Source organism: Bosea sp. F3-2, from assembly GCF_008253865.1.
In the GTDB taxonomy this organism is placed as follows: domain Bacteria; phylum Pseudomonadota; class Alphaproteobacteria; order Rhizobiales; family Beijerinckiaceae; genus Allobosea.
On record NZ_CP042331.1, the window covers coordinates 924,079 to 935,848 of the forward strand.

The 11,770-nt window shown below is 65.7% G+C and carries 6 protein-coding genes; 3 read left to right on the forward strand and 3 right to left on the reverse strand.

Translation table 11 applies throughout. The features are described 5' to 3' along the window. Positions 1-129: 129 nt before the first annotated feature. Positions 130-762, reverse strand: a complete 633-nt coding sequence (locus FQV39_RS04380) for a MarC family protein (RefSeq protein WP_149129194.1) — start codon at positions 760-762, stop codon at positions 130-132. 327 nt (positions 763-1,089) lie between these two features. Between FQV39_RS04380 and gyrA the strand changes: the two genes are divergently transcribed. Together gyrA and aat are read left to right on the forward strand one after the other, a co-directional pair. After that, a complete protein-coding gene (gene gyrA, locus FQV39_RS04385) occupies positions 1,090-3,888 on the forward strand; it encodes a DNA gyrase subunit A (protein WP_282570196.1) in 2,799 nt (932 codons plus the stop codon). 242 nt (positions 3,889-4,130) lie between these two features. After that, positions 4,131-4,802, forward strand: a complete 672-nt coding sequence (gene aat, locus FQV39_RS04390) for a leucyl/phenylalanyl-tRNA--protein transferase (RefSeq protein ID WP_149129195.1) — start codon at positions 4,131-4,133, stop codon at positions 4,800-4,802. Between the two features lie 426 nt (positions 4,803-5,228). Here aat and FQV39_RS04395 read toward each other — a convergent pair whose 3' ends face one another. Together FQV39_RS04395 and FQV39_RS04400 are read right to left on the reverse strand one after the other, a co-directional pair. Continuing rightward, on the reverse strand, positions 5,229-5,864 hold the full coding sequence (locus tag FQV39_RS04395) for a DUF2155 domain-containing protein (protein ID WP_149129196.1): 636 nt from the start codon (positions 5,862-5,864) through the stop codon (positions 5,229-5,231). A 294-nt stretch (positions 5,865-6,158) separates the two neighbouring features. Beyond that, entirely contained in the window at positions 6,159-6,569 is a 411-nt protein-coding gene (locus FQV39_RS04400; protein ID WP_149129197.1) for an NADH:ubiquinone oxidoreductase subunit NDUFA12, read from the reverse strand. Positions 6,570-7,672: 1,103 nt separating this feature from the next. On the opposite strand from FQV39_RS04400, the gene FQV39_RS04405 reads away from it, so the two are divergent. Continuing rightward, a complete protein-coding gene (locus FQV39_RS04405; RefSeq protein WP_149129198.1) occupies positions 7,673-11,395 on the forward strand; it encodes a vitamin B12-dependent ribonucleotide reductase in 3,723 nt (1,240 codons plus the stop codon). Positions 11,396-11,770: the final 375 nt, after the last annotated feature.

Below are 11,770 nucleotides of genomic sequence, written 5' to 3' on the forward strand. Positions count from 1 at the left end.
CGGCGTATCGAAGCCCGCTCCCACATGGGCCCCGGGCCTTCTTTGTTTCCCTTCAGGACGAGACCGTCTTCGCAGGCCTTAACGGCGACGCGCCGACGCGATCGGAGATGGGCGGAGAGCGGGCTGAGGCTATCCCGCCTGCAGCGCCGCCTTCACCCCGTCGATCACGAACTGCACGGCAAGCGCCGCCAGGATCACGCCGAGCAGCCGGGTCAGCACGACATTGCCGGTGACGCCCAGCAGCGTCGCAATCGGCGTCGCAGCCAGGAACACGGCAAGGCAGCTCAGGATCACCAGCCCGCAGATCACCGCCAGGGCGATCAGCAGCAGCGGATCGCCGCCGGCACGGCCGGCGAGCAGGATCATGGCCGTGAGCGCTCCCGGCCCCGCCATCAGCGGGATCGCCAGCGGAAAGGCCGCGACGTTGCGGATGTGGTCCTGCGTGATCGCCGTGTCGGCGGTCTGCTGCTTGCGCTCGTTGCGGCGCTCGAACACCATCTCGAAGGCGATCCAGAACAGCAGAAGCCCGCCGGCGATGCGGAAGGCCGGCAGCGAGACGCCGAGCGCCTTCAGCACGACATCGCCAGCCACGCCGAAGAAGCCCATGATGCAGAAGGCGATGATCGAGGCGCGCACTGCCACCTGCCGCCGCTCCCCAGCCGACATGCCGCGCGTCAGCGACAGGAAGATCGGCGCCAGACCCGGCGGGTCGAGCGTCACCAGCATCGTGACGAGGGCGGATGTGACAAATTCGACGAACATGCGGAGGCGACTTCACCACGCCTTTCGCCCGCCGTCACCCGCCAAGAAAGGCGGGATTGTGGCAGCAGCTGTGGACGTCTGCAAAAATCGCCAACAACATATTGATATCGCTTGGATATTTTTTACTTGGACAGCGCCCGCTTTTGCTGGCGCGAAAGGCCGGAATCGGGTAGCCAGAAGCCTGAAAAATACTGGAGCATTGCGCGAAAAAGTGGGAACCGGTTTTTCGCGGGAGCAATGCTCCAAGATATGAGAATCGATCACGTTTTTCGCATTTTGACGATTTCGTCGAAATGCGACGAGATCTAAGAATCGGGACATTTCTCCTTGAGCGACGATACCGACGACAAGCGCGACGACGCCCCGGATTTCGGCGGCGACATCAAGCCGATCGCGATCACCGACGAGATGAAGAAGAGCTATCTCGATTACGCCATGAGCGTGATCGTGAGCCGCGCTCTGCCCGATGTCCGCGACGGCCTGAAGCCCGTGCACCGGCGCATCCTGTTCTCGATGCACGAGAACAAGAACCTGCCCGAGCGGCCCTACACCAAATGCGCCCGCATCGTCGGCGACACGATGGGTAAATACCATCCGCACGGCAACCTCGCGGTCTACGACGCGCTGGTGCGCATGGCGCAGGACTTCTCGCTGCGCCTGCCGCTGATCGACGGCCAGGGCAATTTCGGCTCGATGGACGGCGACTCACCCGCTGCCGACCGTTACACCGAGGCGCGCCTCGACAAGGCGGCGATGCCGCTGCTCGAGGATCTCGACCTCGAAACGGTCGACTTCCAGCCGAACTACGACGGCAAGGAACATGAGCCGACGGTCCTGCCGGCGCGCTATCCGAACCTGCTCGTCAACGGCGCCGGCGGCATCGCCGTCGGCATGGCGACCAACATCCCGCCGCACAATCTCGGCGAGGTCATCGACGCCTGCGTCGCCTATATCGACGACCCCGAGATCTCGATCGACAGCCTGATCGAGATCGTCCCCGGCCCCGACTTCCCGACCGGCGCCTCGATCATGGGCCGCAGCGGCATCCATTCGGCCTATCACACCGGCCGCGGCTCGATCGTGATGCGCTCGAAGACGCATATCGAGGAGCTGCGCAAGGAGCGCGAGGCGATCATCGTCACCGAGATTCCCTATCAGGTGAACAAGGCGACGATGGTCGAGAAGATCGCCGATCTCGTGCGCGAGAAGCGCATCGAGGGCATCTCGGACCTGCGTGACGAGTCGAGCCGCGAGGGCGTGCGCGTCGTCATCGAGGTCAAGCGCGACGCCGTCGCCGACGTCGTGCTGAACCAGCTCTATCGCTTCACCCCGCTGCAGACCTCCTTCGGCGCCAATATGGTGGCGCTCAATGGCGGCCGCCCGGAGGTGCTCAACCTCAAGGATTTCATCTCGGCCTTCGTCGAGTTCCGCGAGGAGGTCGTCTCGCGGCGCACGCGCTACCTGCTCAACAAGGCCCGCGAGCGCGCCCATGTGCTCTGCGGCCTCGCCACGGCGGTCGCGAACATCGACGAGGTCATCCGCCTGATCCGCACCGCGCCGACGCCGTCCGATGCGCATGAGGCGCTGATGGCGCGCGACTGGCCGGCCGAAGACATCGCCCCGCTGATCGCATTGGTCGACGATCCGCGCCATCCGATGAATGCGGACGGCACCTATCGCCTCTCAGATGCGCAGGCCAAGGCGATCCTCGAACTGCGCCTTGCCCGCCTGACCGCTCTGGGCCGCGACGAGATCGGCGACGAGCTGCAGAAGCTCGCCACCGAGATCGCCGACTATCTCGACATTCTGCGCTCGCGCGCCCGCATCCAGTCGATCGTCAAGACCGAGCTCGCCGAGGTGAAGGCCGCCTTCGCAACGCCGCGCCGCACCGAGATCCAGGACTGGGGCTCCGACCTCGACGACGAGGACCTGATCGCCCGCGAGGACATGGTCGTCACCGTCTCGCATGGCGGCTACATCAAGCGCGTGCCGCTCTCGACCTATCGGGCACAGCGGCGCGGCGGCAAGGGCCGCTCCGGCATGGCGACCAAGGACGAGGATTTCGTCGCGCGGCTGTTCGTGGCCAACACGCACACGCCCGTGCTGTTCTTCTCCTCGGAAGGCCAGGTCTACAAGGAGAAGGTCTGGCGCCTGCCGCTGGCCGCGCCGAACGCGCGCGGCAAGGCGCTGGTCAACATGCTGCCGATCGAGCAGGGCGAACGCATCACCACCATCATGCCGCTGCCGGAGGACGAGGCGAGCTGGGAGACGCTCGATGTGATGTTCGCCACCGCCTCGGGCGGGGTGCGCCGCAACAAGCTCTCCGACTTCGTCAACGTCAACCGCGCCGGCAAGATCGCGATGAAGCTCGACGAGGGCGACCATATCGTCGACGTGCAGATCTGCACCGAGAATGACGACGTGCTGCTGACCACCGCCGACGGCCAGTGCATCCGCTTCGCCGTGCCGGAGGTGCGCGTCTTCAAGGGCCGCGACTCGACCGGCGTGCGCGGCATCAACCTGGCGAAGGACGACGAGGTCATCTCGCTTGCGATCCTGCGCCATCTCGATGCCACGCCCGACGAGCGCGCCGCCTATCTCAAGCGCGCTGCGGCGGCACGGCGCGCCCTGACCGGCGAGGCCGAGGAAGGTGCGGAGGCTGCGGCTCCTGTCGAGGCCGATGCCGAGGAGAGCGCCGGCGATATCGAGCTCGGGCTCGAGAAGTACACCGCCATGGGCGCGGCCGAGCAGTTCATCCTGACCATCTCGGAGAAGGGCTACGGCAAGCGCACCTCGTCGTTCGAGTACCGGGTCACCGGGCGCGGCGGCAAGGGCATCGTCGCCATGGTGGTCAACGACCGGAACGGCAAGCTCGTCGCCTCGTTCCCGGCTGTTGATACCGACCAGCTCATGCTCGTCACCGATGGCGGCCAGGTCATCCGCGTGCCGGTCGATGCCGGCCCGGACAACCGCATCCGCATCGCCGGGCGCTCGACGCAGGGTGTGACGGTGTTCAACACCGCCAAGGACGAGAAGGTCGTCTCGGTCGAGTGCATCAACGACGACGGCGAGAGCGGTGAGGAGGCTGGCGACGAGGCTCCGGGCGAGGAGCAGGCAGAAGGCTGATTTATCAGCCTTCTAGCCGGATCTCTTCATCTTCTCTCTGAAGTTTGGCTGTTGCGTGGCCGTCATCCCGGACGACCGAAGGGAGATCCGGGATCCATGCCTGAACCATTCCTATGGACGCTCCGGCATGGATCCCGGATCGGCGCCGCTGTCGCGGCTTGTCCGGGATGACCGCGCGTCTCTCTTCTCCTCGTTCGGCGGCTCCTTGACGTCGCCGGCACCCCGCGCTCCCATGCGTCTCCATGAAGGCTCGTTCCGTGCCCGTCCGCTCGCCCGCGATCACGCCGGAGATCATGCTGCGCGCCTATGCCGCCGGCATCTTTCCGATGGCGGAAAGCGCCGATGATCCCGGCCTGTTCTGGGTGGAACCGGAACTGCGGGGCATCATCCCGCTCGAAGGCTTCCATCTCTCGTCGCGCCTCGCGCGCACCGTCCGCTCGGACCGCTTCGAGATCCGGGTCGACAGCGATTTCGAGGCCGTGATCGCAGCCTGCGGCGAGGCCCGGCCCGACCGGCCGGAGACCTGGATCAACACCCGTATCCGCGCGATCTTCGGCGAGCTCTTCGCGCTCGGCCACGTCCATACGGTCGAGTGCTGGCGCGAGGGCCGCCTCGTCGGCGGGCTCTACGGATTGTCGCTCGGCGCCGCCTTCTTCGGCGAAAGCATGTTCCACCGCGAGAGCGACGCCTCCAAGGTCGCGCTCGTCCATCTCGTGGCGCGGCTCAGGCGCGGCGGCTATCGCCTGCTCGACACCCAGTTCCAGACCGGCCATCTCGCGCAGTTCGGCACAGTCGAGATCCCGCGCGAGGCCTATCGGCTCAGGCTCGACGATGCGCTGCACCACCAGGGCAATTGGGAATCCTGGCCGGTGGACGCGGTCGTCAGCGGCAAGCAAGCGCTGGCCGAGCTTTAGGCGGCGTGGACAGTTGTCGAGCTGGATCCGCCGGAACCGCCGCCGTCATTCCGGGGCGGCCCTTTGGGCCGAGCCCGGAACCCATGGACACGACGCTCCAGATGGGGCCGGACCGGTTCGGAGCACGGCTCTTCCGGCTGAGACGGTGTTCATGGGTTCCGGGCTCAGGCCTTCGGCCTGCCCCGGAATGACGGCGGTGCCACAACAAGGCCAGCTTGGCCAAGTGCCCACGGGACCTGGAACCGTCCGTTTTGAGTCGAAAACCGGCCGTCATTCCGAGCTTGACCCGGAATCCATCGCAGAGCGCATCGCTCTATGATGGATCCCGGATCGGCGCCGCTATCGCGGCTGGTCCGGAATGACGGCGTGTTTCCGCGTAAAATCAGCAGCCTCTAACCTGAAGCGAGGACAGGCCCCGCGAAGCAATCAGCCGCCACCGGTCGGGTCGCGGCCCGGAACGGGATTGGTCGGGAAGAAGCGCTGACTCGGCCGCTGCGGCTGCACCGGCACGCCACGCGGCGGCTCGACATCGATGCGCCCGCCGGGCGGCGGTACAGGCTGCTGCAAGGGCGGCGGCTGGTTGGGATCGCGTGGCGGCGTGCGCGGACGGCGCGGATCTTCGGCAGCCGGCGGAGGCTCGGGCTCCTTCGGATCGACGACGAGCTCGGTGCCGCCTTTGCAGTCGGTCAGCCAGACGTCGTAGATCGCGTGCTCGACGCCGTGCAGGCCAGGGCTCGCCGCATACATCCAGCCGGTGAAGATGCGCCGGTACTCGTTCTTGAACGTCACCTCGTCAACCTCGACGAAAGCGTCCGTCTGCGGCGCCTCGGTCGGCGGCCGGGTCCAGCAGACGCGCGGTGTCAATTGCAGCGCGCCGAACTGCACCGTCTCGTCCACGGCCACCTCGAAGGAGATGATGCGGCCGGTGATCTTGTCGAGCCCGGCGAAGACCGCCGTCGGGTTGCGGATGCGGTCGGCCTGCGCCGGCCCCATCGCAGCGAGCAGGGCGGCTGCGCTCGTGGCGAGGCCTGCCAGGGTCGAAAGGCGGAACAAGGACGGCATGCTGGCGCGAATCTCTTCCACAGCGCGGAAAGACCGCGACGGCGCGCAGTAACACGGCAAAGGCAGCGGAAAAAGGGCGTCGCGCCCGAAACGGGCATTTCAGCTGCGGCAGCGGCCGCCTTGCCGCCCAGCAAAAAGGCCGCCCCGAAAGGAGCGGCCCCGATGTCTCAGAACTTGTCCTGCGGCCTAGATCACCGCGCGTCCGATCGGACGCGATACCGGTGATCCATGTAGACTGCTATCGCATCGGATTTTCCGAAAAGCGGACTCCACTTTTCGGTCCGATGCCTTGCCTCAGCGGCCCGGCGTCCAGGCCTGGTAGTCGCCGGTCGCGGCCGGGCGCTCGCCTTCGGCCAGGGTCGAGCCCTGCGGGCGATAGGCCAGCGCCGTGCCGGTCCAGTTCTGCTGATGCGGCTCTTGCCACTCGCGCGGCTGGTAGCTTTCCTCGGAAGGGGCGACGTCGACGGTGTGATGCAGCCAGCCATTCCAGCCGGGCGGCACCTTGGAGGCCTCGGCCTCGCCTTTGTAGATCACCCAGCGGCGCTGAAAGCCGAGCGCCTTGTCCTTCACCCCGCCCTTGGTGCGGTAATAGACATTGCCGAACTCGTCCTCGCCCACCTTCTCGCCGAAGCGCCAGGTGTGGAAGCGCGTGCCGATGGTCTGGCCGTTCCACCAGGTGAAGATCTGCAGCAGCCAGTCCTTCATTGCCTTCAGTCCATGCGCTTGCAGCGCCGTGCGGAGAGGCCGGCGCGTCTTGGCCCGACTTATGGCGGCAGGACCCTGCTCTGTCCAGTCCGGAACGCTGCGGCGGGTCTTCACGTAGCGCCGGCACCGCTGGATGCCCTCCGGCAATATCCACAATCGCGATGGCAACAATGGCTAGAGGCTGTTGACAGTTTTCGCTGCAAGCCTGCGCGGAGCTGCGGCGTCATTCCGGGGCAGCCCGGAGGGCTGAGCCCGGAACCCATGACCACGAGGATCGGGGCATGGGCGCTGCGGCAACCGCGGCGAACCTTCGGCAGAGCCGTGGTCATGGGTTCCGGGCTCGGCGCTGACGCGCCGCCCCGGAATGACGGTGAGGTGCCCCAACGCGCAGCGCCAACTGTCAACACGGCCTAGCCGGTCGCCATGTTGCCCACATGGCTCCCGGTTTGATTCCTTCCGTGGTCAACCGCTGATTCTCGCCCGCGCCGCCGCCAGAATTTCGCCGCGATTCGGCTTGCCTGCCGCCATGATTCAGCGCCGAAGCGCACCGACTTCAAGCACTTGGCGCGGTCCCCGCAACCGTCGTCTGCAAGCCCGCGGCCGTCATCCAAGATTCACATTTCATTTACCGTGAATAATGGGGATTTTAAGAACTGCGCTTCGGGCGGCGCTGTGGCAATCTTGCCGCGAGGCGGCGATTCTCCCCGCCATTTCCAAGGCTTAGCCGGGGCCTTGAAACTTATCCCCACAACCCACACATCCCTACCAGATGTCGTGTCCACAAGGATGGCGCTCCACTATTCCTTGACGCGCGGAGGCGATCGGCGCTAGATTTTGACTATCGCATGACGGCCGGCGGCGACGCCTCTGGATGACTGCGAACCCTAGTTTTCCAGAGTGCTTTCGGGCCTGCCGCCGCATCCGTTGACATCAGCGGAAGCGAACGGATTTGCGCGGGCATTTTGGGCGCGTCCGGGACCATCGGCGGGGCGACACCGCGGAGATCCCACAGGGCATCGAACCGAGTTTGGGCTGACATCTGGAGCCGGGGATCAACCGGCCGCGCGAGGCTTTCCGCCCGCGGCATTCAAGGGACGAAGATCATGCGCATCGAGCGCCGCTACACCACCGCCGGACAGTCGCCCTACGCCGCGATCCCGTTCCGATCGGCCGTCAGCGAGATCAAGAACCCGGACGGCTCGATCGTCTTCCGGCTGGAAGGCATCGAGGTTCCCGAGGCCTGGTCGCAGGTTGCGAGCGACGTGCTCGCGCAGAAGTATTTCCGCAAGGCCGGCGTGCCCGCGCGCCTGAAGAAGGTCGAGGAGAACGACGTTCCCTCCTTCCTCTGGCGCTCAGCTCCCGATGAGGCCGCGCTGGCCGAGCTGCCGGAAGGCGAGCGCTACGGCTCCGAAATCTCGTCGAAGCAGGTCTTCGATCGCCTCGCCGGCTGCTGGACCTATTGGGGCTGGAAGGGCGGCTACTTCTCCTCGGAGGAGGATGCGCAGGCCTTCCATGACGAATTGCGCTTCATGCTCGCCACTCAGCGCGTCGCGCCCAACTCGCCGCAATGGTTCAACACCGGCCTGCACTGGGCCTATGGCATCGACGGGCCGAGCCAGGGCCATTTCTACGTCGACTTCAAGACCGGCAAGCTGGTCAAGTCGAAGTCGAGCTATGAGCACCCGCAGCCGCATGCCTGCTTCATCCAGGGCGTGCAGGACGACCTCGTCAATGAGGGCGGCATCATGGACCTCTGGGTCCGTGAAGCCCGCCTGTTCAAATACGGCTCCGGCACCGGCTCGAACTTCTCGCTGCTGCGCGGCGAAGGCGAAAAGCTTGCCGGCGGCGGCAAGTCCTCCGGCCTGATGTCCTTCCTCAAGATCGGCGATCGCGCCGCCGGCGCGATCAAGTCGGGCGGCACGACGCGCCGCGCTGCCAAGATGGTGGTGGTCGATGCCGACCACCCGGATATCGAGGCCTATATCGACTGGAAGGTGAAGGAGGAACAGAAGGTCGCCGCCCTCGTCACCGGCTCCAAGACCGTCAAGAAGCACATGAAGGCCGTGCTCAAGGCCTGCGTGAACTGCGAGGGTGACGGCGACAGCTGCTTCGACCCCGAGCAGAACCCGGCCCTGAAGCGCGAGATCAAGCTCGCCCGCAAGGCGATGGTGCCGGACAACTACATCAAGCGCGTCATCCAGTTCGCCAAGCAGGGCTACAAGGACATCTCTTTCGACACCTACGACACCGACTGGGATTCCGACGCCTATCTCACCGTCTCCGGCCAGAACTCGAACAACTCGGTCTCGCTGACCGACGATTTTCTGCGCGCCGTCGAGACTGATGCCGACTGGAACCTGACCGCCCGCACCTCCGGCAAGACGCTCAAGACGCTGAAGGCCCGCGACCTCTGGGAGAAGATCGGCTACGCCGCCTGGGCCTCGGCCGATCCCGGCCTGCACTTCAACTCGACGATGAACGACTGGCACACCTGCCCGGCCTCGGGCCGGATCCGGGCGTCCAACCCGTGCTCGGAATACATGTTCCTCGACGACACGGCCTGCAATCTGGCTTCCGCCAACCTGCTGCAGTTCTACGATCGCGAGACCAAGTCCTTCGACGTTGCGGCCTATGAGCATCTCTGCCGGCTCTGGACGGTCGTGCTCGAGATTTCGGTGACGATGGCGCAGTTCCCGAGCCGCGAGATCGCCGAGCTCTCCTACGAGTACCGCACGCTCGGCCTCGGCTACGCCAATATCGGCGGCCTGCTGATGACCATGGGCCTCGGCTATGATTCCGACGAGGGCCGTGCGCTCGCCGGCGCGCTGACCGCGATCATGACCGGCGTCGCCTATGCGACCTCGGCTGAGATGGCGGGCGAGCTCGGCCCCTTCCCCGGCTACAAGAAGAACGCCAGCCACATGCTGCGCGTCATCCGCAACCACCGCACCGCCGCCCACGGTCTCGCCGATGGCTATGAGGGCCTGAGCGTCACTCCCGTGCCGCTCGATCACGCCACGCTCGCCCGCCTGGGCGGCTCGGCCGTCACCATGGCGGAGCGCTCGCGCATCGTCTGGGACGAGGCGCTGGAGCAGGGCAAGCGCTACGGCTACCGCAATGCCCAGGCGACGGTGATCGCGCCGACCGGCACGATCGGCCTCGTCATGGATTGCGACACCACCGGCATCGAGCCCGACTTCGCCCTGGTGAAGTTCAAGAAGCTCGCCGGCGGCGGCTACTTCAAGATCATTAACCGCGCCGTTCCGGACGCGCTGCGTGCGCTGGGCTACCGCGAGGCGGATATCGCCGAGATTGAGGCTTATGCGGTGGGTCACGGCTCGCTGAAGCAGGCGCCGGGCATCAACCCGGGCTCGCTCAAGGCCAAGGGCTTCACCGAGGAGAAGATCGAGGCGGTCGAGAAGGGGCTGAAGAGCGCCTTCGACATCAAGTTCGTCTTCAACAAGTGGACGCTGGGCGAGGATTTCCTCACCGGCACGCTCAAGGTTCCGGCCGAGAAGCTCAACGACATGTCGTTCGAGCTCCTGCCCTTCCTCGGCTTCACCAAGGCCGAGATCGAGGCGGCCAACGTCCATGTCTGCGGCGCGATGACGCTGGAAGGCGCCCCGCACCTGAAGACCGAGCACTACAACGTCTTCGACTGCGCCAACCCTTGCGGCCGCATCGGCAAGCGCTACCTCTCGGTTGAAAGCCACATCCGCATGATGGCGGCGGCGCAGCCCTTCATCTCGGGAGCGATCTCCAAGACCATCAACATGCCGAACGAGGCGACGGTCGAGGACTGCAAGAGCGCCTATATGCTGTCCTGGAAGCTGGCGCTGAAGGCGAACGCCCTCTACCGCGATGGTTCCAAGCTCTCGCAGCCGCTGAACGCGGCGCTGATCTCGGACGATGACGACGAGGCGGACGATGCCATCGAGGCGCTGGTCGCCGCGCCGATGGCGGCGCGCGCTGCCCAGATCTCGGAGAAGATCGTCGAGCGCATCGTCGAGCGCGTCGAGCGCAAGCGCGAGCGCGAGAAGATGCCGGACCGCCGCACCGGCTACATCCAGAAGGCGACGGTCGGCGGCCACAAGGTCTATGTCCACACCGGCGAATATTCGGACGGCCGCCTCGGCGAGATCTTCATCGACATGCACAAGGAAGGCGCGGCTTTCCGGGCGATGATGAACAACTTCGCCATCGCGGTCTCGCTCGGCCTGCAATACGGCGTGCCGCTGGAGGAGTATGTCGAGGCCTTCACCTTCACCCGGTTCGAGCCCTCGGGCTTCGTCGCCGGCAACCAGTCGATCAAGAACGCGACCTCGATCCTCGACTATGTCTTCCGCGAGCTCGCGATCTCCTATCTCGGCCGCAACGACCTCGCCCATGTCGACCCTAGCGAGATCGGCCATGACGTGATGGGTAGCGGTGTCGGCCAGGATAAGGCGCCGGATGCGGCTCCGATCGTGACGACCCCCCTCGCCTCGACCGGCTTCCGACGCGGCAAGCCGATCAACCTGCTCGCCATCCAGGGCGGCGGCGCGGCAAACGATGCGGTCGCCCGCTCGGCCTCGCCTGTGACGGCGCTGGCCACCGCCGGCGCGACCGCACTGAAGGAGGAGCCGGAGGCCTATGGCGAGGCGGAGATGGCCAAGCTCGGCTTCTCGGCCCCGGCCGCCCAGCCGACGCAGTCCGAGCGCCGCGCCGAGGCGATCATGAAGGGCTATGTCGGCGACTCCTGCGGCGAATGCGGCAACTTCACGCTGGTGCGGAACGGCACCTGCCTGAAGTGCAACACCTGCGGGTCCACAACCGGGTGCAGTTGATTATTCCGACTGCCAGGGCGCCTGCGCAGCTCGGAGAGCTTATAATTATAAGTACCACCTACAGATTATTCTGAGTTGCAGGCGCCTTGTTTAGGAGAGTTGCTATTCACCACTCAGCCTCGCGCCGAGTGGTGAATTGATTCTGACAAGAAGAAGGCATCAGCGAGTTCGCGAGGTAGCGCCTAACCGAACGTCGACGACCGGTCACGGCTTCCAACAGCATATGTTGGAGCGCCCGCTCCGCCGCCCACATTTGCCTGAGGCTGGCGAGCGCTTCCGATCGAGTTTGTCGCAGCGAAAAGGATAGCGGATTTGGTCGCGCCGCTGTCAGACCGTCTGAGTGCCGACGAAGCTAGGGCCGACGGCGCGAAGACC